Genomic DNA, 24,505 nt, shown 5'->3' on the forward strand with positions numbered 1-24,505 from the left:
ACTGCGCTATAAGCCATGCAAAGGGTCTGGGAAAGGCCCCGCATCAGGCAAGGAGACGGGCGATGAAGTGGATTATTCGGGCAATTGGCATACTGCTGCTGATTTTGGTGGTCGCGGTGGGGTCGCTGTTCTTGCTGCCCGCCGACCGTATTGCGCGAATCGCGGCGGACCAGCTGCGCAACCTGACAGGGCGCGAGGTCACGATCACGGGCGATGTGGGGCTGACCTTCTGGCCGGTGCTGGGGGTGACCGCAGGCGGGCTCGAGGTCGGGAATGCCGATTGGGCCAAGGATGGGGCGATGCTCTCGGCCGCCAATGCCGCCATCGGGGTTGATGCGATGGCGCTGATCCGGGGCGAGATCAAGATCACCAACATTGAAGCACAAAGCCCCACCATCCGGCTGGAGCAACGCCGCGACGGGCGCGCCAGCTGGCAGTTCAGCGACGGCGGCGGCGAGGCAGCCATCGAGACCGCTCCGACCGCGCCTGCGCGCAGCCCGCGCCCGCTGACGATCCAGCGGCTCGATATCACCGACGCCACGTTGATCTATGATGCCGAGGGCCGCGATCTGGTGCGATTTGACGGTGTGGACCTGTCGCTCGACTGGCCCGAACGGGCGGGCGATGCGGTGATCAAGGCCGCCCTGCGCCCCGCGGCCGATCGCGTGTCGATCGAGGCGACGATCAACCGGTTTGACCAATTCCTGAACGGGGACATCCGCCCGCTGCGTGCCCGTGCGGACACCAAAGGCGGCGGCGTCTCGCTGACCGGGAGGGCGGGGCTGGCCGGCGCGGTCGCGGGGGATCTCTGGCTCAAGACGTCGGACACGGGGCGCTTTCTGGCAGCGCTCGGGGTGGGGGACATCGCATTGCCGCAGGGCTTGGGAAAGACGGCGGATATCAACCTTGATCTGACCCTGACGCCCGACCGGCGCTTGGCCTTGCGCGAGGTGGTGGCCGATCTGGGCGGGAACGCCCTGACCGGTGCGGCGGATATCACGCTGAACGGCACGCCCGATGTGAACGCGCAGATCAACGTCGGTGCGCTGGACCTGACCGGCTTTGCAGGCAGCGCCCCCAGTGGCACCGCGCCCGCGTCCAGCACCCCCGCGCCTGCGTCCCCGACAGGGTGGTCGAAAGCACCGATTGATGCCTCCGCGCTTTCCGCCTTCAACGGCGAGGTCGCGCTGCGGGCAGATAGCATTGATCTGGGCACGCTAAGCTTGGGCGCGACGCGCGTATTGCTGCGCAACGACCGATCGCGTCTGGTCGCCGAGCTGCGCGAGATCAGGGCCTATGCCGGTGTGATCAGTGGCGAGTTCGTGGTCAACAACCGCAACGGCCTGTCGGTGGGCGGGGCGCTGAACGCGACCTCCATCGCCATGCAGCCTTTGCTGCAACAGACCGCAGGGCTGGGGCGGTTCCACGGTACGGGCGATGCAGAGGTATCTTTCCTCGGGTCCGGCGCATCGCTGGACGCGATCATGCGGTCGCTTAGCGGATCGGGCGCGGTGAATGTCGGGCGTGGGCATATCGAGGGGATCGACCTTGATGCGCTGATGGGCAATTTCGACGTCGAGGGTGGCACGACGGTCTTCGATTCCCTTGCCGCGACATTCGACATGGATCAAGGCGTGCTGCGCAACGACGACCTGCTGATGCAGCTGCCGAACTTTACCGCCACGGGCACAGGGCAGGTGGGGCTGGGGGCGCAGACGCTTGATTATACCGTCACGCCCAAGGCACTGCGGGTGAACGGCGATCGGGGGCTGGCCATTCCGGTGCGCATCTTCGGGCCGTGGGCCGCACCGCAGATCAAGCCGGATTTGCAGGCGGCGCTGGACATGAACTTTGCCAAGGAAAAGGAACAGGCCCGCCAAAAGCTGAACGAAAAGCTGGAGGAGGAACTGGGCGTATCGCGGCAGGACGGGCAATCGGTCGAGGATGCGGTGAAACAAAAGGTAGAGGACGAGCTGCGGCGCGGGCTGTTCAAGCTCTTTGACTAGCGGCGCGCCACACGGGCGGTGTATTTCCAACAGCTCAGTTTGGAAAACTGCAATTTTCCGTGGCGTTTTACGGGCGAGGGGCGGTACGGGCCCTTCGCCGCCCCCGCCCCGTCTTTACCTGTCGCGGCGGGGGCGTTAAGGCTGGTCGCCAAGCGCAAGGAGCACCTCCATGGACAATGATCTTTTCAACTCTTTCATGACCGGACCTGACGAGAATGGCCGCTTTGGCGATTTTGGGGGGCGGTTTGTGTCGGAAACCCTGATGCCGCTGATCCTCGAACTGGAAGCGGAATATGAAAAGGCCAAGACGGACGACAGCTTTTGGGCCGAGATGGACGACCTGTGGACCCACTATGTCGGTCGCCCCAGCCCGCTGTATTTCGCAGAGCGTCTGACCGAACATCTGGGCGGTGCCAAGGTTTACATGAAGCGCGACGAGCTGAACCACACCGGCGCGCATAAGATCAACAACGTGTTGGGCCAGATCATTCTGGCGCGTCGCATGGGCAAGAAACGTATCATCGCGGAAACCGGTGCGGGCCAGCACGGTGTGGCAACGGCCACCGTCTGTGCCAAGTTCGGTCTGCAATGCGTTGTCTATATGGGCGCGCATGATGTTGAACGGCAGGCCCCCAACGTCTTCCGCATGCGTCTGCTGGGTGCCGAAGTGATCCCCGTCACCTCGGGCCGTGGGACGCTGAAAGACGCGATGAACGACGCGTTGCGCGATTGGGTCACCAATGTGCGCGACACATTCTATTGCATCGGCACGGTCGCAGGGCCGCACCCCTATCCGGCGATGGTTCGCGACTTTCAGGCGATCATTGGCAAGGAAGTGCGCGAACAGATGGACGCCGCCGAAGGCCGTCTGCCCGACACGCTGGTCGCCGCGATCGGTGGCGGGTCGAACGCGATGGGGCTGTTCTATCCGTTCCTTGATGACAAAGACGTCAATATCATCGGCGTCGAAGCCGGCGGCAAGGGCGTGAACGAAAAGATGGAGCATTGCGCATCATTGACCGGTGGCCGCCCCGGCGTGCTCCACGGTAACCGTACCTATCTGTTGCAGGACGACGACGGTCAGATCCTCGAAGGCTTCTCTATCTCGGCGGGTCTGGATTACCCCGGGATCGGGCCCGAACATTCCTGGCTGCACGACATTGGCCGCGCGCAATATGTGTCGATCACCGATAAAGAGGCGCTTGAGGCGTTCCAACTGAGCTGCGCGCTTGAAGGAATCATTCCCGCGCTCGAACCCAGCCACGCGCTGGCGCATGTGATGAAGATCGCGCCAGAGCTGCCCAAGGATCACATCATCTGCATGAACATGTGTGGGCGCGGCGACAAAGACATTTTCACCGTCGCCAAGGCGCTTGGTTTTGACATGAAGGTCTGAGGATCAGACGAAAATCTGGACTCACGATCACGAAGGGGGCGGCGCATCGCCCCCTTTTCTTTTGATGCTGGCCCTATCGGGTCAGCTCTAGGATATCAAAGTCGCTTTCGACCACCGGCGCTGGAAACATCAGCCGCGCCCGCTGGTTGCTGACACGTTCGAATACCGCGACATCGGGTTGCAGGGTGCCATCTCCGGCAAAACCGGGTGGCAGGGCGTCGTAAGCGGGCGGCACCTCTCCGGCGACATAGCCGACGCCAGCATAGACCGCGCGCCCGTCTCGCAGCGTGATGACCCCCGTGGTGCGCTGCGACCCGCTGAGCTTTTCAAACAGATACCCGTTGCCCTGAAACGTCAGGCGGCATTTGAACGGGCTATAGACCACAAGAGCGGGCAGCCCGCCCAGTTTCATCGTGCGGCAGGACCAATCGCCGGCCAGCCCCTCGTCAAAGGCAACTTGCGGCGTGCCGGACAAGGCGCGCGACAGGGCGGCCAAATCATCCGCACTGCCGCTTTGAAACGCTTGCAGCAGGGCATCGCCCGCCGTGGCCTCGAACCGGTCGAGGCGGAGCTGCTCTTGCGGGCGCAGGGCGTCTTGGGCGATGGCTGGGGCGGCGCAGAGCACTGCGGTCAAGGCCGTAGTCAGGGCAGCAGTCAGGCGCAGCATCAGTCTGCCCCGCCGTTCGGGCGCAAGGCGTGGGCCTGCAGGATGTTCAGCGGCACGATATCCAAGGCGCGCTGATGGGTTGCCTCAAGATGCACCTTTGGCGCGCAGCCCTCGTCCGCCGCTTGCAAGAAACGCCCCGCACAAAGACACCACGGATCGCCCGCCGACAGTCCGGCAAAGCCGAATTCGGGGCGCGGTGTGCTGAGGTCGTTGCCGACATATTTGGAATAGGCCAGAAACTCGGCCGTCATGATCGCGCAGACCGTGTGGCTGCCCTGATCGGCGGCACAGGTGTTGCACGACCCGTCGCGGAAAAAGCCCGTGACGGGGTCGCTGCCACAGACGGCCAGCGGGCCGCCCAGAATATTGATGCTTTCGTCAGGTGTCATGTGCCCCCCAAGGCTGCGCTGATCTGGCGGAAGATGGCGATGTTCTGATCGCTGACCCCGGCCTCGCGGAACTTGCGGTCGGCGGCATTGGTCGCGATCACCACCCCGTCAGCGCGGTTGATGTAGATATACTGACCATACACACCGCGGGCCATGAATTCACCCTCTGTCGCGCCTTGGGGAATCCACCACTGATAGCCATAGCCGATCTGCCCCTCTGCCGTCGGGGCCGATGGCGCGGTAGAGGCGGCGACCCAGTCTGCCGGTACAATCTGCTGACCGTTGTAGCGACCGTTTTGCAGGAACATCTGCCCCATGCGGGCGAAATCGCGGGTCGTCAGGTTCAACCCGCCCAAGACAAAGGCGACACCCGCGCCGTCCGTCACGTAATAGGGCGCATGCTCCAGACCCATGGGGGTGATGACCTTTTCCGACAAAAGATCGGTGACGGACCGGCCTGTTGCCCCCCGAACGACCATGCCGATGACATGGGTGTCGATCGACACATACTGCCATTGGCTGCCAGGCGTGGTGAAAGTGTCTTTCAGGCTTGCGGTGAAATCGTCCAGCTCTCCGCCAAGGGCGAGGGCGCGGCCCATCTTGTTGATGTCGGAATCCGGGTCGAGGTAATCTTCGTCAAAGGTAACCCCGCTGGCCATGTTAAGCACGTTGCGCAGCGTCGCCCCGTCATAGGCGGTGCCTTTCAGCTTGGGCGCATAGGTCGTGACGGGGTCGTCGATCGAGGCGATGGCCCCTTCGTCCAGCAGGATACCCACAAGCGCGGAAAGGTAGCTTTTGGCGACAGACCAGCTGATCCGCAGATCATCGGGCTGGGTGCCTTTAAAGTAGTTCTCATAGACAATCTGACCATCTTTCAGCACAACCAATGCCGTCACATCCCGCGCTTTGATCCAGTCGTTGACCTCGGCAGGGGGGGCGTATTCGGGTCCATAAGACAGCTCTGCCGTAGGGCCATCGCCGCGCGACAGGGGTTTGGACAGGAACGCCTCGTCCATGTGGCTGAAGTTATGCACGATCTTGTCTTCGGCAAAGAGCGAGTTCACCGCCAGCAGCCGCGTGATCTCTTCGCGCTTCCACAGGCCGACAACGACCACAGCCACCACGAGAGCCAGTAAAATACGGCCCAGCCATTTCCCGAATGTGCGCATGAAATCCTCCCTGATATGCGGGGATACCCAAGCACGAAGGCTGCGGTGGTGCCAGATAAACTTGGCGTCAGCCGGTGTAGGTCCAATCGATCCAGCGACCGTGGAAATCGACCCGCGCCAAGGGCAGGGTGATGTCACCGGGCCAGAGCCTGAGCGTCAGCGCGGCCCCCTTGAGGCCCGATCCGTCCTGCTCCATCGACAGCCATGCCAGCGGGCGGTTGCGCGTGGCGCGTTTGCCGGCAGCCTCAATCAACGCTTTGCCACGGGCCTGTGCCGCTTTGGGGAAATACTGCCACGCGACGGTGTGCTGGATCAGGTGCAGGCAGCCTTCGGGGGATTGGGGCAGGGTGCGCGCCAGCCAGTCAATCGCATCGCCGCGTTGCACCTGCGCCGTCATGACAGAGGTCGCGGTCCGCGTCAGTGTCAGGCGTTCGGGTTGGTCCGCCCAGATATAGGACATCAGCCGCAACAGGTGGTCGGGCCGCGTCGGGTCCAGCGGGTTCAGATCAACACCGCGACGTTTTTCGACCTGCGGGTTGATCGCCGGTGGCAGTTTGCCTGTCCAGTCAGGCGACAGCAGGATCGTGGACATATTCGACCCGAAGCGATGCCCCTCGATCTCGAGCACGAAGTGGTCCCACATCAGGTTGAGCCCGCCGCTGGCGCCAAGTTCGGACAGGCGGATCGGCAGGTTGAAATGCTGCGCCGCGACGCGGGCCCCGGCGATCAACGCGGCAGAGCGGCGGACCTCGTTGGTTTGCGGCGCGCTGTCGGTCCAATCAAGCAAGAAGGCTTCATGCGTGGTGATCGCGTCGCGCACGGCCTCTGACAGGGCTTGGTCGCTCGCCTTGTGCGGGGGGTAAACGGCCATCAGCGCAGGCGCTTTGCGTTTCAGCACCAGCGCATGCAGCCCGCCCGCGATGCGCAGGGGAAGGGACGCGCCCGACGGGCCGATATCCCCTTTGATCGCTGCAAATTTGCGGCCAAGGGCTGTGTCGGCGGACCAATCCCGCGCCAGCACGCCCATCAACTGCCCCATGAAGGGAGATCCGAGTGCGATGCAATGCACGGCTTGCTCTTCAAAGGCTTCTTGCAGTGTCACTTGAACCGGTCCAGCAGTTTTTGCATGGCGCTGCGGTCGTCGGTCTGGGGGGCAGACTCTGCCTTGGGGGGCGTTGGGGCCGGCTGCGCGGGCTTTGGCGCAGCGGCTTGAGCTTTGGCCGCAGTGCCCGCGGGTTTCTTGGTGCGCGTGCCGGATCGTGGCGGGGCAACGCGCAAGGCCACGGCGTTCATAAACTTGGCCGTATCGCCGCGCGCCAGTTCCGCAGCACCGTCGCTGATCCCGCGCAATACGTCGTCCAGCCAGTCCTGCTCTGCCTTGGCAAAGTCGCGCAGGACATAGCCCGGTACGGCGTCCTTATGCCCCGGATGGCCTACGCCAAGGCGCACACGGTCATAGTCGGGACCGATATGCGCATGGATCGACCGCAAGCCATTGTGCCCCGCATGCCCGCCGCCGGTCTTGCATTTTACCTTGCCGGGGGCGAGGTCGATTTCGTCATGCAAAACGATCACATCTGCCGGTTCAAGCTTGTGGAACCGCATGGCCGATTGCACCGACTGACCAGAGTTGTTCATGAATGTCTCGGGCTTGAGCAAGACCACGCGGTCCGCGCCAAAACGCCCTTCGACCGTTAGCCCGTTGTGCTTGGTCTTCCATCCGGCAAAGCCGTGGTCCTGCGCGATGCGGTCCAGCGCCATAAAGCCGATGTTATGCCGGTTGCCCGCGTATTTGGCACCCGGATTGCCAAGCCCTACGATCAGTTTCATGCGGACCCCTTTGAATGGATAAAAACGTTTGTTTGGCCAAGGATAGCAGACCGCGGGGCCAAACGAAATAACGCCCCAACGAAAAACGGGGCCGCCCATGGCGACCCCGTCTCAACCCATCCGCGCCCGCAGGCGCGACGGATATATCGGTATCAGTCTTCTTTGACTTCTGTTGCGGGCACTTCGTCTGCTGCAACATCTTCGTCTTCATCATCGTCCTGGCTGGCCAGACCGGAAGGCGCGGAGATCTGCGCGATCACGAAGTCACGGTCGATGACCGGCTTGGTGCCGTTTGGCAGCTTCACGCTCGAGATGGTCAGGCTGTCGCCGATTTCCAGCTCGGAAACGTCGATTGTGATGTGATCAGGGATATCGCCTGCGGTCACAACCAGTTCAACTTCGGGACGTACCAGCGTCAGAACGCCACCTTTTTTCAGGCCGGGGCTGACTTCTTCGCCTTCGACTTCAACCTGGATGAAGAGGTTGATTTTGGTGGTGCGCTTCAAACGCATCAGGTCGACGTGCGTTGGCAGGTCTTTAACAACGTGACGCTGAACGTCGCGGCAGATGACGCGGACGTCTTCTTGGCCTTCAACCTTGAGGTTGAACAGGGTCGCCTTGAAGCGGCCTGCGCGCAGTTTGGTCAGCAGCTTGTTAAAGTCCAGGTTGATCGGCAGCGGATCAAGGTCACCACCGAATACGATACCAGGAACCATGCCGTCGCGACGTGCCTGACGAGCGGCGCCCTTGCCTGTCCCCGTGCGTTCGAAAGCTTCAAGATCAGGAATCTCTCCAGCCATTGTAATCTCCAATATGTTTAGGGCGGACATCCTCCAAGGCTGTATGTCCGCGTGAAGCCGCGCGTATAGACGGGTTTGGGCGTTTGGGAAAGACTAAAACGCCGCTTTTGCGCAAGTTGGCTTTGGTTTGCGACCTATGCGGGGTGGGGCAGGGGCTGCGCGCAGGGTTTCCGCCCGCCCTGACATATCAGCCAAGGAGGGCGCATTTTGCGAAGAAGGCGCAGGCTCAGGGCTGCCAGTCGCCTTCAAAACCTTTTGGAATAAGCAGGTTATGCTTGCCTAAACCCGCGACAGAGGTTTCACCGCAAAGCGCCATGGACAGGTCAAGCTCCTTGTGGATGACCTCAAGCGCCGAGGTAACCCCGGCCTGACCCATCGCGCCAAGCCCGTAGATGAAGGCGCGCCCGATATAGGTGCCTTTGGCCCCCATCGCTATCGCCTTGAGCACGTCTTGACCGGACCTGATTCCACTGTCCAGATGGACTTCGATCTGGTCGCCCACGGCCTCCAGGATTGACGGCAGCGCCCTGATAGAGCTGATCGCCCCGTCCAGCTGGCGCCCGCCGTGGTTGCTGACGATGATCGCATCCGCCCCGACTTTCAGCGCCATCCGTGCATCGTCGGCGTCAAGAATACCCTTGAGGATAACCTTGCCGCCCCATTGCTCTTTCAGCTTGGCGATCTTGCCCCAGTCGAGGGTGGGGTCGAATTGCTCTGCCGTCCATGCGCCAAGGTTGGCTGTGTCGTCGACGCCGTGCACATGGCCCACGATATTGCCAAAGCTGCGCCGCTTGGCCCCCATCATGCCGATGCCCCAGCTCCATTTGGTTGCCAGATTGGCGAGCGTTTTGGCGGTCAGCTTGGGTGGGGCAGAGAGGCCGTTCTTCAGATCCTTGTGGCGCTGGCCAAGGATTTGCAGATCAAGCGTGATGACAAGGGCCGAGCATTTCGCATCCTTGGCGCGCTGGATCAGTCGCGCGACATAGTCTTCGTCGCGCATGGTATAAAGCTGGAACCAGAAGGGTTTCGTCGTCGCCTCTGCCACATCCTCGATCGAATTGATGGACATGGTCGACAGGGTGAAGGGCACGCCAAAGGCTTCGGCGGCGCGGGCGGCTTTGATCTCTCCGTCAGCGTGCTGCATGCCGGTCAGCCCGACAGGGGCCAGCGCCACAGGCATCGCCACATCCTGCCCGATCATCTGTGTCTTGGTGCTGCGCCCGCTCATATCCACGGCGACGCGCTGGCGCAGGCGGATCTGTTCAAAATCGGTCGTGTTCTCGCGAAAGGTCTGCTCTGTCCAGCTGCCCGATTCCGCGTAGTCATAGAACATCCGCGGCACGCGGCGTTCATGCAGGCGCTTGAGGTCGTCGATGGTGGTGATCACGGGCATGGTGGCAAGTTCCTATGTATTGGTCAGATGATCTAACCAATACGGCCCGTTGAAATCAATTGCTTTACGCCACGACATCGGGCGTCGAGCCGGGCGCTTAGGCCCGATGCGCACCATCCGACAGGGTTTTGACAAAGCTCAGCACGTCTTCGACAGGCAGCCCATCCGCGATTTTCGACACGATGGCAGAGCCGACAACAACCCCATCAGCAACGCTTGCAATGGCTTCGGCCTTGGCGGGGGTGTTCACACCGAACCCGACAATCACGGGCAGGCCGCTGGCGTTCTGGATGCGCTCAACCTCGGGGGCGACATCGCCCGCATCCGCTTCGGCAGAGCCGGTGATGCCGGTGATCGACACGTAATACACAAAGCCCGAGGTGTTCTGCACAACCCGCGGCAGGCGTTTGTCATCGGTCGTAGGGGTCGCAAGGCGGATAAAGTTCATACCGGCAGCTTGCGCGGGCAGGCACAGCTCGGCGTCTTCTTCCGGTGGCAGGTCCACGACAATCAGCCCGTCCACGCCGGCCTTCTTGGCGGCCTCAAGGAATGTATCCACGCCTTTGGAGTAGATCGGGTTGTAATAGCCCATCAGCACGATCGGGGTCGTGTCATCCTGTTCGCGGAACGCCGCGGCAAGCGCCAGCGTCTTGTCCAGCGTCATCCCGCCTTCAAGCGCGCGCTGTCCCGCCAGCTGAATGGCAGAGCCATCGGCCATCGGATCGGTAAACGGCAGCCCCAGTTCGATAATATCGACGCCCGCGCCAGGCAGGCCGCGCACCACCTCGAGCGACGTGTCAAAGTCGGGATCGCCTGCCATCACATAGGCGACAAAGGCTTTCTTGCCTTGGGATTTGAGGTCAGCGAATTTGGCGTCGATACGTGTCATGAGGGCGGCCTTTTTACGTTACCCTGCTGCAATGCCGAATATATCGCGGGAAATCAATCCAACTCCGCCGGTGGGCTTGGGCGATTTTCCGAAAAACAGGGGCCAAAGGCACTGTATTTATGCAGGTGTGCATCACATAGTCCTTTAAATCCCGCCGCCTGCGCCTACATCTACCGCATGAATTATGTACTCGCCCTGCTGTTGCCGCCGCTTTCCATCCTGCTGACAGGACGGATCTTCACGGCGATTATCGTCTTCCTGATCTGGATTCCGGCCGTGATCTTTTCGGGCGGGTTGACCCATCCGATGTTCATCGTGCTCGCATGGATCCTGATTTACCAGACGCACGAGGACCGACGCCTGCGCTAAGACTTGCGCAAAGGCGGCCAAATCCCTAGGACAACGCCAACTTACAAAGGATGCTTGTCATGGGCTTTAAGATGGGAATCGTGGGTCTGCCGAATGTCGGCAAGTCGACCCTCTTCAACGCGCTGACCAAAACAGCGGCAGCGCAGGCGGCCAATTTTCCGTTCTGCACAATCGAACCGAACGTCGGTGAAGTCGCGGTGCCGGATTCGCGCCTCGATAAACTCGCGGCGATTGCGGGCTCCAAGCAGATTATCCCGACGCGGATGACCTTTGTGGACATCGCAGGCTTGGTCAAAGGCGCATCCAAAGGCGAAGGCCTCGGCAACCAGTTCCTGGCCAATATCCGCGAGACGGACGCGATCGCCCATGTGCTGCGCTGCTTTGAAGACGGCGATGTGACCCACGTCGAAGGGCGCGTGGACCCCGTGGCCGACGCCGAGACCATCGATACAGAACTGATGCTTGCCGATCTGGAAAGCATCGAAAAACGCCGTGCCGGTCTGGTCCGCAAGATCAAGGGCAACGATAAAGACGCAGCGCAGCAAGACCGCCTGCTGGCCGCCGCGCAAGAAGCCATCGAAAACGGCAAGCCCGCGCGCACCGTCGAGGTTGACGCGGATGACGCAAAAGCCTGGCGCATGCTGCAATTGCTGACAACCAAGCCGGTGCTCTATGTCTGCAACGTCGGTGAATCCGAAGCGGCCGAGGGCAATGCCCTTTCTGCCAAAGTCGCGGAAATGGCCGCGGCGCAGGGCAATAGCCATGTCGTGATCTCTGCCCAGATCGAGGAAGAAATTAGCCAGCTGGAGCCCGAAGAGGCCAGTATGTTCCTGGACGAGATGGGACTAGAGGAAGCCGGGCTTGATCGGTTGATCCGCGCGGGCTACGAGCTGCTGCACCTTGAGACATACTTCACCGTCGGCCCGAAAGAGGCCCGCGCCTGGACGATCAAGGCTGGCACCTCTGCGCCGAAAGCCGCTGGCGTGATCCACGGTGATTTTGAAAAAGGCTTCATCCGCGCCGAAACCATCGCCTATGACGATTTCGTGGCCTTGGGCGGTGAAGGCCCCGCCAAGGAAGCCGGCAAGATGCGCGCCGAGGGCAAAAGCTACACCGTCAAAGACGGCGACGTGCTGCACTTCCTGTTCAACACCTGATCCAATCCTACGGGCCGCTTTCCAGGCGGCCCGCCGATCTGGCGCGCGAGCGGCACCTCCCGCTTCCATCGCCCCACGGCTCTGCCCGCCTCCGCCCTGGGCCCGCGAATGCCCCCGACCAGCGCTGCGCGCATAGCGCCGCAAGCCGTATCCCGCCCCCGATATCCTCCGCGATCCCCGCGATCCCGACATTCCCGGTATTTTCTGAGATTACCGCTTGTGCCCCATGCGTTTTCTTGGATATACGCGTCGACGGAGACGTGGCCGAGTGGTCGAAGGCGCTCCCCTGCTAAGGGAGTAGGCCCGGAAGGGTCTCGAGGGTTCGAATCCCTTCGTCTCCGCCATACACCTAGACATTTAGCTACATACTTGATCAGGTGTTGCGCGGCCCGAGATGGGGCGCGACGTTGCGCTTGGCTTTCTGCTCCGACAATTTCGCCGCTACCGGCCTTTTGCAAACCGTGCGCCCATGCTTTCGCGAGGAAAGGAGGTGGGGTAGAGGGGGTGTAATACTCAGGAGCGGATCATGGAATTAAAGAACAAGCGTATCATCGTCACTGGTGGCAGTGATGGTATCGGGCGGCATATTTGCCTTAAACTCGCGGCAGTAGGGACGCGTCTGGCCATTCTGGGGCGCGATGCTGACCGTCTGGCTGCGGTAGAGGCTGAATGCGTCGCCGCTGGTGCCAGCGAAGCGATCGGCATTCCTTGTGATATCCAGAACCCGGATGCGATCAGCGGGGCGGTGGAGCAGGTGACAGCCGCATTTGGCGGGCTGGATATTCTGATCAACAATGCGGGCATCTGGCACAAAACCGGTCCGCTGGATGAGATCCCGCCGCAGCTTTTGCAGGCGACCGTGCAGACCAATCTGACGGGTTTGATGCAGATCACGCAAGCCGCCATTCCGGCGCTGCGCGCGAATGACGAGGGGATCATTCTGAATGTCGTCTCCAAGTCCGGCGTCGTCGCGCAGGCCGGGCAATCTGTCTATACCGCCACGAAATACGGGGTGCGGGGCTTTACCGAGGTGCTGAAAGCGGACGAGGAAAACACCGGCGTGCGCGTGGGCGGAGTTTACCAGTCGGGGACGAACACGGGGATGTTCTCGAAGGCGGGGGAGGATGTGCCCAACCATATCTTTACCGAGCCTGACGATCTGGCGGATGTGGTGGTCTTTGTGCTCTCGCGGCCGCCAAAACTGTGGATCCACGATATCCGCATCGAATTGTGAGACGCGGGGGCACCTGTCGCGCCTGCTGGCAAGACGGGTGCCGTCCCAAACATCGCGTCACGTGAAGCATGGGGGCGGGGGTGAAGCCCCGCCCCGCCCTCAAGGCATCAGGTGGTTTTCTTGTCGTTGACGATGTTCATCGACGCCACGCCGCTCTCGCCGAGGTCGACCGCGGCAAAGGGGCCACCGTGGTGCATTTGGCCGGGGTCTTTCAGATCGACCGGTGGTGCTTCGGCAAGGATCTTCTCGGCGAACTGCTCTGCGTTGTCTTTCGGGCGATAGCCGAGGAAGGACGCTTTGGCATTGTCCACCGGCGCGCGGTCGTTATTGGACACGCCGTAGACCACGCTGAAGCCGACCGATGGCGTATCGATGGCGCGGGTGACCAGCTGGATCAGATCGTCATAGGACAGCCACGATCCCAAGGCGCGGGTGTTGTTGACCTGCGCGCAGCTGAGGATGCGCAGGCACACGGCCTCTAGCCCGCGTTTGTCCCAATACATGGACGCAAGGTCTTCGCTAAAGCATTTGGCGAGGCCGTAGAATGTATCGGGCTTGTGGGGCGCGTCGATGCCGATGAAGTCGGATTTCTTGTGCATGCCCACAGCGTGGATGGAGGAAGCATAGACGACCCGTTGAAGCCCGTGCTGATAGGCAGCTTCCCACACGTTGTAGGACCCCACGAAATTCGGCCCCAGCAGTTCCTCGAAGGGTTTTTCGTCGACGATGGCGCCGAAGTGGACAACCATATCGGCACCCTCCAGCAGCGGCGCGATCTGGTCATAGACGGCGACATCGGCCTTGGCGTAGCTTTCGCCTTCGTAGAGCTTGCCGATGTCATCGACGATGTCGGTGCTGACCAGTTCTTGGCACATCTTGGACAGGGGTTCACGCAGGTAGGACCCAAGCCGCCCTGCGGCCCCCGTCAGAACCAGTTTCTTCATCATGTCGTTTTCCTTCCACTATCGTTTTGCGAGGCCAAGCAAGCCTGCGCGCCCGCACAAAGGGGTGTTGCCTGGCATGGGTATGTCATCGGGGCAGGGGGATCAAATCACCGCCTTTTCAATCAGCGATTGGTTTTCCTCGATCCGGCGGTAGGCGTAGGGGCTTAGGTCCAACGTGCGGTATGCGCCATAGGCGATCCATTCAGCGATGCCACGTCCAAGGGCGGGTGCCTGCTGCAGCCCGTGACCGGAGAACCCGTTCAGGCACAGAAAATTCTCGACCACACTGTGCGGCCCGACAATCGCGTTCTGGTCCAGCGTGTTGTAATCGTAGTGCCCGACCCATTCGTTGATCACCTTGACCTGATCGAACTGCGGGACGCGGGTGGCGATGGCGGGCCACACCTTGTCTTCCCAAAGGCTGTGATCAAAGGCAAAGTCGTCATAGGCGACCGCAGGATCTTCGCGCGGGGGGCAGCCCGCCATGTAGTATTTCCCTTCGGTCCTGAAATGCACCCCCGACGGGTCGATTGTCAGCGGCAGGTCGCGGTCCAGCGGTTTGGCGGCATCGAACACAAAGGTATAGCGTTTGCGCGGCTCGACCGGGAGGGTGATGCCGGCCATGCCCGCCGTCGCGGCCGCCCGCGGGCCAGAGGCGTTGACCACCGTCCCGCAGGCCACCGTTGCGCCGGATTTCAGCGTGACATGGGTGACGGATGTGCCATCGGCGGCTTTGGTCATCGCGGTCACTTCGTCGTGCAGGTATTCCACTCCGTTGCGGCGAGCCATGCGCTTGAACCAGTCAAACATGGTACCGCCGTCGAAATAGCCTTCATCCACGCGGTTGTGGTTGGCGGCAATGATGTCATCAAGCTGATAGAACGGGTAAGCGGCAGCGACCTCGGCGGCGGTCATGTGTTGCGTGCCCGCCCCCAGTGCCACCTGTATCTGCTGGTTCTGTTGCAGCGTCTGCGCAAACTCGGGCGTGTCCGCGAGGTAGAGATAGCCAAAACTCTGCAACGCCAGATGCGGCACCTCTGGATCATCGCCCATAAACCGGCGGAAGTTCTTGATAAACTCGGCCCCGAACTGCGACACCTTCACGTTGATGGCCGAGCTGAACTGCTGGCGGATGCAACTGTTGGTATGGCTGGTGGCGGCGTATTCATAGGTGGGGTCGCGTTCGACCACCAGAACCTTGCCGTCAAAACCGGCCATCTGGGTCAGCCACCATGCGACCGACGATCCAAAGATCGCGCCACCGATAATGACAACGTCATAGGTGCTGTGATTGGGCTGCGGCATCGCGATACTCCTTCCACATATGGGCCACATAGGGGCCAGACAGACGGGATGCCGTGCAGCGGTGTACAACAAGGCAGCCCTGCCACGACTAAACGCGCAACACAGGCCCCCGTCCATAGCTTGTGAACGCGGGGGGCCATTTCCGCGCCCGCTTGCCGCGCGATAGATTACCCATTGGCCAACGCGATGCGCCTGGGTTACACAAAACCGTCCAATGACAACGCTTTGCTGGACAAATGTAGTGAGTGCCGTAGGTTTCGGTGTAACGCTGGAAACCCGTTCAGGTGGAGAAATGGCCCGTGCAAATGGACCGACAAGAAATCGAAAACTTGATTGCCCGTGTCGCGTTGAAAGACCGCGCGGCGTTTGACCAGCTCTATGATCGTGTTTCTGCGAAACTTTTCGGGGTTTGTCTGCGTGTGTTGAACAAACGCGCCGCAGCAGAGGACGCCATGCAAGACAGTTTCGTCAAAATCTGGAACAATGCCGATAAGTATAATGCCAATGGCCTGAGCCCGATGACTTGGCTGATCACCATTGCGCGAAATACCTCTATCGACCGTCTGCGGGCCCGCAAAAAAGGCCATCAGGACGTGAATACGCCCGGTTTTGAACTTGTCTCCCCCGGTCCCACGCCCGAACAATACGCCGTTGCCTCGTCAGAGGCGTCGCGCCTGTCGGGCTGTCTTGATACGCTGGAAGAAGACCGTGGCAAAGCCATTCGGGGTGCCTATCTGGATGGCGAGACCTATTCCGATCTGGCTGAACGCTTTGGCGTGCCGCTGAATACGATGCGAACCTGGCTGCGCCGTGGCCTGATCGCCCTGCGGGAGTGTATGAGCCAATGACCCAAACGCCTGAAACACCCCATGATGATGATCTTCTGGCCGCCGAAATGGTGCTGGGCCTGTCGTCTGACGACGATATGATCGCGGCGCGTCATCGCATTGCGACTGAACGTGATTTCGCAGACCGCGTTGTCTTCTGGCAGGAACGCCTGACCGCAATGACCGACGGAATCGATCCCGTCTCGCCGCCCGCGCGCGTGAAGAAAAAGCTGATGGCGCAGGTCTTCCCGAAGCAGCGGGTTTCGATCCTGCAACGTTTGTGGCTCTGGCAGGGGGTGGCGATGGCATCGCTGCTGTTTGCGGGCTACCTTGGCGTGCAACTGCTTGAGATCAACACACGTCCGGGCGATCAACCGACCGTTCTGGCCGCACAGCTGGTCAGCGACACCAGCCCGTTGCAAGTGCTGGCCGTGGTCGAACCGATCAAGCACGAGATCGCGCTGCGCCGCGTTTCGGGCGCCGCGAACGAGGGTCGTGTGCTAGAACTTTGGGCGATCCTGCCCGATCAGGCTCCGGTTTCCTTGGGCGTTCTTCCCGACAGCGAGACGACGCGGATTCTTGTTCCGGCAGAGCTGCGCAGCCAGGCGGCACAGATCACGCTGGCGATTTCGGATGAACCTATCGGCGGCTCGCCCACGGGTGCGCCTACGGGCGATGTCCTGGCCGCAGGGGCTATGTCTGAACTGTAATCCGGGTTTTATCGGGTTCGCTGACTTTTTAAACAAATACTTCGCCCGCTTTCATGTGGGGGAAGTATTTGTTTCTTAAGGGTATTTGAGAAAGTTTAATAAAAACTGCGGTTTTTTGCGTTTTCGGTGAAACTTCTCGTTTTCTACTTCCGTGTATTTCCACAACTCAGGCCGACACTGGTTGCAAGCCCATGTCGCTGAGGGACCGTGCCGTGTTTTTGGCGCGGTTTGGTAACGAGTTTGTTGGCGTGGAACCATGCATTCCGCCAACGGGTTTATCCAGTATCGGCACCTCGCGTGCCTTGTAACGAGTACCGCCGGATGTCAGCGCCACGCGCGACGTCCGGCGGCCCTTTCAACAGACATCCAATCTATCCGCAGTACCGCAACCTTAAGGGGGCATTATGAAACGCCGGAATTTCCTGAAATGCACAACGATGACGATGGCGGCCTTGCCGTTTGGCGTAGGCGCGGCGGCGCAGGCCGGGACCGTGGCACAGGGCGACTTTGAAGTCAGTCGCACCCCTGCCGAATGGCGCGCGCAACTGGGCGATGACGCATATGCCGTCCTGCGCGAGGGGGATACCGAACGCGCATTTACCAGCCCGCTGAATGATGAGGTCCGCAAAGGCGTGTTCCACTGCAAGGGTTGTGATCAGGCGCTTTACAGCTCCGAGACCAAGTTCAAAAGCGGCACCGGCTGGCCAAGCTTCTTCGCCCCACTGGACGATGCTGTCGAAACGATGCCGGACAAGGGGTTCTTTACCACGCGGACCGAGGTGCATTGCGACCGCTGCGGCGGCCATCTGGGCCATGTGTTCGATGATGGTCCTGCACCCACGGGCAAACGCCACTGTATTAACGGTTTGGCGATGACCTTTACGCCCGCCGCCGCCTGATGCAGCGGGTTGAGAGGATTGCGATTTACACGGGCCGCCTGCTTTTGGCGGCCCTTTTCGTCGCGGGATTTGTACAAAAGCTGGTCGACCCTGCAGCGGCACAGGGGTTGCTGTCGGATCGCGGATTGCCCGTGTTCCTCGTCTGGCCCGCGATGCTGTTTAACGGGGTGGCGGCGATCAGCCTGATCTTCGGTCTCTGGCTCGCCCCCATGAGCGCAGCACTCGCGCTTTATTGCATGGCAACGAGCATTTTTCACTTCATACCTGATGACCCGTGGCAGATGTCGATCTTTGTCAAGAACTGGGCGATTGCGGGCGGATTACTGGTACTCGCAGGGCACGCCGCTCGACATCGCGCGGCCTCAGGTGCCGCGGGGTTTGGCCCGTAGCGTCGGATCGGCCTGCGTCGGGTCTTCGGGCCAAGGGTGACGTGGATAGCGGGCGCGCATGTCCTTGCGCACATCAGCATAGGACCCAGCCCAAAACCCCGGCAGATCGGTGGTCACCTGCACGGGTCGCTGCGCGGGGGACAGCAGCGTGATCTGCAAGGGCTGCCCTGCGATCATGGGGTGACGGGTGGTGCCAAAGACCTCTTGCAGACGCAGGGCGATCTGGGGCTGCGTTTCGCTATAATCAATTGCGATCTTGCGCCCCAGCGGCGTGGTGAAATGCGCAGGCGCGGCACGATCAAGCGCTTGCTGGTCGTCCCAGCTAAGCCGCGCAGTCAGGGCAGGCAGCAGGTCAAACGCCTTCCAGTCGGCGGTGCTGCGGACACCTGTCAGATGACCGGGCAACCAATCCTCCAAGGTCTCAAGCAGGTGATCCTCGCTGAAATCGGGGAAATCATCGCCCATCAGCCGCGCCCGCGCCAGAAACAGCGCCGCCGCTTTGCCGGGCATCAGTCCCAGCTGCCGCGCCCCGTCGAGCATGGCCAGCGCTATGTCTTCGGCAGGGGCGTCGGACCACGCCCTGTCGTCCAGCACCAATGCACCAAAACGTTCCTGCTGCCGCGCCAGCACGCGGCCCTCGCGGCGGGACCAGACGCAGAGTTTATGCCATCCGATCTGATCCGCGAAGCTGCCCCGCAGATCGCTGTCGGACAGGCGCGCGGCTTGGCGAATGCGTGCTTCTCGCGGGTCGCCGTCAAGATCGGTCGCCACCAGCAAACGTTCCCCCGCCAGCGGATCGCTCTCGGACAGGATCGCGCCTTTGCCGCCCGACATAACGTATCGCGGCGCGTCGCCCTTGCGCAGCAGTGCGACCCTGTCGGGGTAAGCAAGGGCTGCCAGCACCCCCAGCGTATTGGGGCCGTCACCGGTTTGCCCTCTGGCCAGCCGTTTGGCGTCTTGCTTGATGCGTGAAAGGGCAGCGTGGTTGACCTCGGCCGGGACGCGCTTGCCCGCGACCGCATCCAGACGCAGCGCCAGATCGACAGAGCCGCCGCGCAAGGGGTCACGCTCCGACAGGATCGCGGCCAGCGTCGGGGCGTTGCGCCCGCCTTTGGCGACCATATGCGCCAGACGGGGATGCAGCGGCATCTTCGCCAAGCTGCGGCCATGCTCTGTGATCCGACCCGTCGCATCCAGCGCCCCCAGCATGTGCAGCACGGCCTGCGCTTCTGCCAGACGGCCTGCATGGGGCGGGGTCACGAACTTCAGTTCATCGGCCTGCGCCCCCCAGACCGCGAGCTCTAACGCGAAGGCGCATAGATCGCCGGCCTCTATCTCGGCGGGGGGGTAAGCGGCCAGCGCGCCTTCCTCGCCGCGGGTCCAGAGTTTGAACGCAGTGCCTTGCGACACACGCCCCGCACGGCCCGCGCGCTGCGTCGCTTCGGCGCGGGTCACGCGGTCGGTGATCAGCCGCGACATGCCAGAGGACGGATCGAACTGCGCCCGCCGCGCGCGGCCCCCGTCCACCACGATCTGCACCCCTTCGATGGTCAGCGAGGTTTCCGCGATAGAAGTCGCGAGCACGACCTTGCGGCCTGTTTTGGCCCGTGCAATCGCAGCGCGCTGCGCTTTGAAGTCCATCGCTCCGAACAGCGGGGCGAGCGTGCAATCGGCGGGCAGCCGTCCCGCCAGCGCGCTTTCAACCCGTCGGATTTCACCTTCGCCGGGCAGGAACACCAGCGCCGATCCGGGGGCGGTATCCAGCGCGTGCAACACCAGATCGGCGACTGCCTGCTCGAACCGTTGCTTGCCTACGGGCCGGTCCAGCCAATGGGGCGTCACCGGAAAGCTGCGCCCTTCGGAGGTGACCACCGGAGCCTGCATCAGGGCGGCGACGGGGGCGGCGTCCAGCGTGGCGGACATGGCGACGATCAACAGGTCATCGCGCAGCGCTTCGGCCACCTCTAGGCAAAGCGCGAGGCCCAGATCCGCGTTCAGGGATCTTTCGTGGAATTCGTCAAAGATCACCGCACCGACACCGGGCAGGTCGGGGTCGTCTTGCAGCATGCGGGTCAGAATGCCCTCGGTCACGACCTCGATGCGGGTGGATTTGCTGACGGCGCTGGCACCGCGGACGCGAAAGCCCACGGTTTGCCCCGGTTCTTCGCCCAAGGTCGCAGCCATCCGTTCGGCAGCGGCACGCGCGGCAAGGCGGCGCGGTTCCAGCATCAGGATGCGGCCGGTGGTCAGCCCCGCGTCCAGCATCGCCAGCGGCACGCGCGTGGTCTTGCCTGCACCGGGGGGCGCTTGCAGCACAACGCGGCCCTGGTCGCGCAGCGCGTCGATCACCTGCGGCATCACATCATCAATGGGAAGGGTAAAAGCCATACGCGTGGTTATGGGCGAAACCCGGCGCGGGGCCAAGACCCGGCCTGCGGTCTGGACATTTGCGCCGCCGGGATCGAAACATGGGCCAAAGGGCGTGAGGGGCAGAACCTATGAACATCGACGATCTGGCAAAGGGTATCGCAGCAGGGGAGCGCCGCGCGCTGGCGCGGGGGATCACCTTGATCGAATCCGGTCGCGAGGATCACCGTGCGCAGGCGACAGAGCTGCTTGCCGCGCTGCCCAAGGGGCGCGAGGCGCTGCGGATCGGGTTGTCGGGGACGCCGGGTGTGGGGAAATCCACCTTTATCGAAAGCTTCGGCATGATGCTGATCGGGCGCGGGCTCAAGGTCGCGGTGCTGGCGATTGATCCGTCCTCTTCGCGTTCGGGCGGGTCGATCCTGGGGGATAAGACGCGGATGGACCTCTTGTCGCGCGAACGCGATGCTTTCATCCGCCCGTCGCCCAGCCAGACGCATCTGGGCGGCGTGGCCCGCCGCACCCGCGAGGCGGTGACCCTGTGCGAGGCCGCAGGTTTTGATGTGGTGCTGATCGAAACGGTCGGTGTCGGCCAGTCAGAGACGGTGGTAGCAGAGATGTCCGATGTTTTCATGCTGTTGCTGGCCCCCGCGGGCGGGGACGAGCTGCAAGGCGTCAAGCGCGGCATTATGGAGATGGCGGATATCATCGTGATCAACAAAGCCGATGGGGATCTGAAACCCGCCGCGTCGCGGACCTGTGCCGATTACGCCGGTGCCCTGCGGTTGCTGCGCAAACGGCCGCAAGACCCCAAGGGGTTTCCCAAGGCAATGATGGTGTCAGCGCTGGAGGAAAACGGGCTGGACGAGGCATGGGCAGAGGTAGAGGCGCTCACCGAATGGCGCCGCGCCGAAGGGTTCTGGCAACATGCCCGTGCCGCACAAGCCCGCTACTGGTTTGAACAGGCGGTAAAGCAGGCGTTGCTTGCGCAGTTGGAAAAGCCCAAGGCCAAGGCCGCGTTGACCGAGCTTAGCGATCGTGTGGCACAGGGGCTGGCGGACCCCACCAAAGCCGCGCAGGATTTCGTCACCCAGCTGGACCGTTAACTGCCGCCGCCCGCCTTGGGGTGGGCGCGGTTATAGACATCCATCAGACGCGCGGTATCAACAGCCGTATAGGCCTGCGTGGTCGAGAGCGACGCATGGCCCAAAAGCTCTTGGATCGCACGCAGATCGCCCCCCGCATCCAGCAGATGCGTGGCAAAGCTGTGGCGCAGCGCGTGGGGTGTGGCGCTGGCAGGCAGGCCAAGCTGCATCCGTGCATCCGCCATCACCTGCGATATCGCCCGCGCCGCCAAAGGCCCGCCGCGCATTGCGCGAAACAGCGGCGCATCCCGTTCCTTCCCAAAGGGGCAGACGCGCAGATAGGCATCCACGGCATCGCGCGCCGCAGGGAGCACGGGCACCACCCGTTCCTTACCGCCCTTACCGATGATACGCAGCACCTCGGGCAGGGGCGCGTCGGCCCCCTTGAGGCCAAGCGCTTCGGATATCCGCAGCCCGCACCCCCACAGCAGGGTCAGAACCGCCACATCCCGCGCGGCGACCCAGGCGTGACGCGACTGCATTTCCACGCTGTCGATCATCGCCTGAGCGGCATCAATCGCCAACGGGCGGGGCAGCTTTTTGGGAAACTTCGGCGATCTGGTCGACAGCACGGCGGTAGGCTCGAACCCCTCGCGCTCTGCCAGCCAGCGATAGAACGCCTTGACCGCCGACAGCTTGCGCGCCATCGACCGTGGCCCGACATCCCCACTGCGGGTCTGCGCCATCCAGGCGCGCATGTCCGAGATGGTGATCTGTGACAGCGCGCCCAAGCCTTGGCTGTCGCCCTTATGCAGCGTCATGAACGCAAGGAAATCGACCAGATCCCCCTGATAGGCGGTGATCGTGTTCTCGGCAGCCCCTTTCAGGGCGCGTTGATGGTCCAGCCAGCTTTGCAGGGCGTCCCGCGCGGCGGGGCTGATCAAAAGCGCGTTTGCCCCGCTCAAGACAGCCAGCGGCGCATCGTCCGCTCGAACACGCCAGCGAAGAAGCCCAGCAGGTCGGTGCCCTGTTGCGGGCTGAACATATGCGGGTCTTCGGAGCCAAGGATCAGCAGGCCCGGCAAACGGCCCGCGCCAAAGTTCAGTTTCAGGCAGGCTTCCGACCGGATCCAATCCGCCGCGCCGCCGTAGATATGTTCGGGGCTGTGCTGCACACCGCGCAGGGTCACCTGACGCACCGTGCCGCCGCGCCCGTGCGACAGGTAGTCGTCAATAAAACCCGGTTCGGCGACGTTCAGCACATCGCCCAAGCGCTTGATCGCGGGATCATCGTCATTCTCGGCAGATTCCAGCACCAGCCGCACAGCGTCGACCCGCAGGATATCGGCAACCTCGCCCCCGAGATCCTTGAGGAAGGGTTCGAAGTCTACAGGGTCAAGCATGCGCAGGATCGCGCGGTGGATCTGGTTGGTCCCCGCAAGGTTTTCATAGGCCGCGGCGATCACGTTGCGGTGCGTGTCCTCGAGCCGGTCGAGACGTGTTTCCAGCCGGTCCATGGCGATGCCGCGCAGATCGACAATATTGCCCCCCATCGCGCGTTCATTCGCGGCGATCAGGGCCTGCATCACGTCGTTGTCGTCAAGGATGACGTCGGGCTGTGAAATAATCGCTTCCCGAAGGGAATCTTCGATCTTGTGGTTACTGCTCATGCGGGTCTCTTTTTATATTTGGCACTGACATAGCATGCGCGTCAGGCTAAATCTGCTTTTTTCTTTTGGCGTATGGCTGGTTTTTCGGCGTCAAACCGCCCGCTCGCCGTGCATGGACGGGTCAGAGGCAGGGCGAGGCTGCTGCGGTTTTCTGCGAGGGCACGGGCCAGCTACGGGCACATGCAGATCATGGTGGGCACGCGCAGCTTGTGACGCGCGTGCCCCTTTGTCGTCGCCTTAAGGCGGGATCAGAGGATGTTCTGACCTGTCTTTGCCCAATCGGCCATGAAGGTCTCGAGCCCCTTGTCGGTCAGCGGGTGCGCGGCCAGCTTCTTGATCACTTCTGGCGGGGCGGTCATGACATCGGCACCGATACGCGCGGCATCCAGCACGTGGTTCACGGTACGGATCGACGCGGCGAGGATTTCAGTCTCGAACCCGTAGTTGTCATAGATCGTGCGGATGTCCTGGATCAGGTCCATACCGTCAAGGTTGATATCATCCAGACGCCCGATGAATGGCGAGATGAAGGTGGCACCGGCCTTGGCGGCGATCAACGCCTGGTTCGCCGAGAAGCAGAGCGTGACGTTGACCATCTTGCCCTCGTCCGACAGCACTTTACAGGCTTTCAGACCGTGCCATGTCAGGGGCAGCTTCACGGTGATGTTTTCCGCGATCTCGGCCAGTTTGCGGCCTTCGGCGATCATGTCGTCCGCTTTGGTCGCGACAACTTCGGCAGAGACGGGGCCGTCGACCAGATCACAGATCTCTTTCGTGACTTCCAGAATGTTGCGGCCGGATTTCAGGATCAGCGACGGGTTTGTTGTTACCCCGTCTACCATGCCCAGATCGTTCAGCTCGGCGATGGCATCGATTTCGGCGGTATCTACGAAGAATTTCATGTTACGTCCTTCAGGTTGGAATAGGCAGCAGGAATGGCTATGTCTGTCGCCTAGGGCTTTAGCGCATCATCCGCCAAGCTGGAACCCTAATTCCCGTAACCTCGTTCCGGAG

At 62.0% G+C, this 24,505-nt stretch carries 24 protein-coding genes and 1 tRNA gene; 11 read left to right on the plus strand and 14 right to left on the minus strand.

The window, feature by feature from the left end:
• Window positions 1-62 precede the first annotated feature (62 nt).
• Together EE36_RS09145 and trpB are read left to right on the plus strand one after the other, a co-directional pair.
• Window positions 63-2,006, plus strand: a complete 1,944-nt coding sequence (locus EE36_RS09145) for an AsmA family protein (protein ID WP_005851578.1) — start codon at window positions 63-65, stop codon at window positions 2,004-2,006.
• 169 nt (window positions 2,007-2,175) lie between these two features.
• Window positions 2,176-3,402, plus strand: coding sequence for a tryptophan synthase subunit beta (gene trpB, locus EE36_RS09150; protein WP_005851582.1), 1,227 nt, complete (start codon window positions 2,176-2,178; stop codon window positions 3,400-3,402).
• A 73-nt stretch (window positions 3,403-3,475) separates the two neighbouring features.
• Here trpB and EE36_RS09155 read toward each other — a convergent pair whose 3' ends face one another.
• The 8 genes from EE36_RS09155 to trpA form a co-directional block, all read right to left on the minus strand.
• The gene (locus EE36_RS09155; protein WP_005851584.1) at window positions 3,476-4,069 is read right to left on the minus strand and encodes a DUF4893 domain-containing protein; all 594 of its coding nucleotides are present in this window, start codon (window positions 4,067-4,069) and stop codon (window positions 3,476-3,478) included.
• On the minus strand, window positions 4,069-4,458 hold the full coding sequence (locus EE36_RS09160) for a DUF2237 family protein (RefSeq protein ID WP_005851586.1): 390 nt from the start codon (window positions 4,456-4,458) through the stop codon (window positions 4,069-4,071). Before EE36_RS09160 ends, EE36_RS09155 begins: the two co-directional genes overlap by 1 nt.
• Window positions 4,455-5,627, minus strand: a complete 1,173-nt coding sequence (locus tag EE36_RS09165) for a serine hydrolase (protein ID WP_005851588.1) — start codon at window positions 5,625-5,627, stop codon at window positions 4,455-4,457. Before EE36_RS09165 ends, EE36_RS09160 begins: the two co-directional genes overlap by 4 nt.
• 67 nt (window positions 5,628-5,694) lie before the next feature.
• Entirely contained in the window at window positions 5,695-6,729 is a 1,035-nt protein-coding gene (locus tag EE36_RS09170) for a DUF2332 domain-containing protein (protein WP_005851590.1), read from the minus strand.
• Window positions 6,726-7,457 carry an aminoacyl-tRNA hydrolase gene (pth, locus tag EE36_RS09175; protein ID WP_005851592.1) on the minus strand — a complete coding sequence of 244 codons (732 nt, stop codon included), beginning with the start codon at window positions 7,455-7,457 and terminating at the stop codon, window positions 6,726-6,728. Before pth ends, EE36_RS09170 begins: the two co-directional genes overlap by 4 nt.
• Before the next feature lie 152 nt (window positions 7,458-7,609).
• Window positions 7,610-8,257, minus strand: coding sequence for a 50S ribosomal protein L25/general stress protein Ctc (locus EE36_RS09180; RefSeq protein ID WP_005851594.1), 648 nt, complete (start codon window positions 8,255-8,257; stop codon window positions 7,610-7,612).
• A 226-nt stretch (window positions 8,258-8,483) separates the two neighbouring features.
• Window positions 8,484-9,650: an alpha-hydroxy acid oxidase gene (locus EE36_RS09185; protein WP_005851596.1), complete on the minus strand. Its 1,167-nt coding sequence runs from the start codon at window positions 9,648-9,650 to the stop codon at window positions 8,484-8,486.
• Between the two features lie 97 nt (window positions 9,651-9,747).
• Window positions 9,748-10,539 (minus strand): tryptophan synthase subunit alpha, encoded by a 792-nt coding sequence (trpA, locus tag EE36_RS09190; RefSeq protein ID WP_005851597.1) that lies wholly within the window; start codon window positions 10,537-10,539, stop codon window positions 9,748-9,750.
• 177 nt (window positions 10,540-10,716) lie between these two features.
• Here trpA and EE36_RS09195 point away from each other — a divergent pair, with 177 nt between their 5' ends.
• The 4 genes from EE36_RS09195 to EE36_RS09210 all read left to right on the plus strand — a co-directional run bounded on the left by EE36_RS09195 (window position 10,717) and on the right by EE36_RS09210 (window position 13,299).
• Window positions 10,717-10,908 carry a hypothetical protein gene (locus tag EE36_RS09195; protein ID WP_005851599.1) on the plus strand — a complete coding sequence of 64 codons (192 nt, stop codon included), beginning with the start codon at window positions 10,717-10,719 and terminating at the stop codon, window positions 10,906-10,908.
• A 59-nt stretch (window positions 10,909-10,967) separates the two neighbouring features.
• The gene (gene ychF, locus EE36_RS09200; protein ID WP_005851601.1) at window positions 10,968-12,065 is read left to right on the plus strand and encodes a redox-regulated ATPase YchF; all 1,098 of its coding nucleotides are present in this window, start codon (window positions 10,968-10,970) and stop codon (window positions 12,063-12,065) included.
• Window positions 12,066-12,319: 254 nt separating this feature from the next.
• Window positions 12,320-12,409, plus strand: a tRNA-Ser gene (locus tag EE36_RS09205).
• Between the two features lie 182 nt (window positions 12,410-12,591).
• Window positions 12,592-13,299: an SDR family oxidoreductase gene (locus EE36_RS09210; protein WP_005851604.1), complete on the plus strand. Its 708-nt coding sequence runs from the start codon at window positions 12,592-12,594 to the stop codon at window positions 13,297-13,299.
• A gap of 107 nt (window positions 13,300-13,406) precedes the next feature.
• On the opposite strand, the gene EE36_RS09215 is transcribed toward EE36_RS09210, so the two are convergent.
• Complete coding sequence (locus EE36_RS09215) at window positions 13,407-14,243, minus strand: NAD(P)-dependent oxidoreductase (RefSeq protein ID WP_064216193.1); 837 nt, start codon at window positions 14,241-14,243, stop codon at window positions 13,407-13,409.
• Between the two features lie 102 nt (window positions 14,244-14,345).
• Window positions 14,346-15,548: an FAD-binding oxidoreductase gene (locus EE36_RS09220; RefSeq protein WP_005851607.1), complete on the minus strand. Its 1,203-nt coding sequence runs from the start codon at window positions 15,546-15,548 to the stop codon at window positions 14,346-14,348.
• Between the two features lie 305 nt (window positions 15,549-15,853).
• Here EE36_RS09220 and EE36_RS09225 point away from each other — a divergent pair, with 305 nt between their 5' ends.
• The 4 genes from EE36_RS09225 to EE36_RS09240 all read left to right on the plus strand — a co-directional run bounded on the left by EE36_RS09225 (window position 15,854) and on the right by EE36_RS09240 (window position 18,373).
• On the plus strand, window positions 15,854-16,396 hold the full coding sequence (locus tag EE36_RS09225) for a sigma-70 family RNA polymerase sigma factor (RefSeq protein WP_005851609.1): 543 nt from the start codon (window positions 15,854-15,856) through the stop codon (window positions 16,394-16,396).
• On the plus strand, window positions 16,393-17,085 hold the full coding sequence (locus EE36_RS09230; RefSeq protein WP_005851611.1) for an anti-sigma factor: 693 nt from the start codon (window positions 16,393-16,395) through the stop codon (window positions 17,083-17,085). Before EE36_RS09225 ends, EE36_RS09230 begins: the two co-directional genes overlap by 4 nt.
• Before the next feature lie 404 nt (window positions 17,086-17,489).
• Window positions 17,490-17,984: a peptide-methionine (R)-S-oxide reductase MsrB gene (gene msrB, locus EE36_RS09235; RefSeq protein ID WP_005851613.1), complete on the plus strand. Its 495-nt coding sequence runs from the start codon at window positions 17,490-17,492 to the stop codon at window positions 17,982-17,984.
• Window positions 17,984-18,373 carry a DoxX family protein gene (locus tag EE36_RS09240; RefSeq protein ID WP_005851615.1) on the plus strand — a complete coding sequence of 130 codons (390 nt, stop codon included), beginning with the start codon at window positions 17,984-17,986 and terminating at the stop codon, window positions 18,371-18,373. The genes msrB and EE36_RS09240 overlap by 1 nt, the downstream gene beginning before the upstream one ends.
• Here EE36_RS09240 and hrpB read toward each other — a convergent pair.
• Entirely contained in the window at window positions 18,347-20,761 is a 2,415-nt protein-coding gene (gene hrpB / locus EE36_RS09245; protein ID WP_005851617.1) for an ATP-dependent helicase HrpB, read from the minus strand. The genes EE36_RS09240 and hrpB overlap by 27 nt on opposite strands.
• A gap of 110 nt (window positions 20,762-20,871) precedes the next feature.
• Here hrpB and meaB point away from each other — a divergent pair, with 110 nt between their 5' ends.
• On the plus strand, window positions 20,872-21,843 hold the full coding sequence (gene meaB / locus EE36_RS09250; RefSeq protein WP_005851619.1) for a methylmalonyl Co-A mutase-associated GTPase MeaB: 972 nt from the start codon (window positions 20,872-20,874) through the stop codon (window positions 21,841-21,843).
• Here meaB and EE36_RS09255 read toward each other — a convergent pair.
• The 3 genes from EE36_RS09255 to fsa form a co-directional block, all read right to left on the minus strand.
• Window positions 21,840-22,787 (minus strand): tyrosine recombinase XerC, encoded by a 948-nt coding sequence (locus EE36_RS09255; RefSeq protein ID WP_005851621.1) that lies wholly within the window; start codon window positions 22,785-22,787, stop codon window positions 21,840-21,842. The genes meaB and EE36_RS09255 overlap by 4 nt on opposite strands.
• Window positions 22,784-23,491 carry a DUF484 family protein gene (locus tag EE36_RS09260; protein WP_005851624.1) on the minus strand — a complete coding sequence of 236 codons (708 nt, stop codon included), beginning with the start codon at window positions 23,489-23,491 and terminating at the stop codon, window positions 22,784-22,786. The genes EE36_RS09255 and EE36_RS09260 overlap by 4 nt, the downstream gene beginning before the upstream one ends.
• A gap of 248 nt (window positions 23,492-23,739) precedes the next feature.
• Complete coding sequence (gene fsa / locus EE36_RS09265; protein ID WP_005851626.1) at window positions 23,740-24,393, minus strand: fructose-6-phosphate aldolase; 654 nt, start codon at window positions 24,391-24,393, stop codon at window positions 23,740-23,742.
• Between the last annotated feature and the right edge of the window lie 112 nt (window positions 24,394-24,505).

Source organism: Sulfitobacter sp. EE-36 (assembly GCF_000152605.1).
Classification (GTDB): domain Bacteria; phylum Pseudomonadota; class Alphaproteobacteria; order Rhodobacterales; family Rhodobacteraceae; genus Sulfitobacter; species Sulfitobacter pontiacus.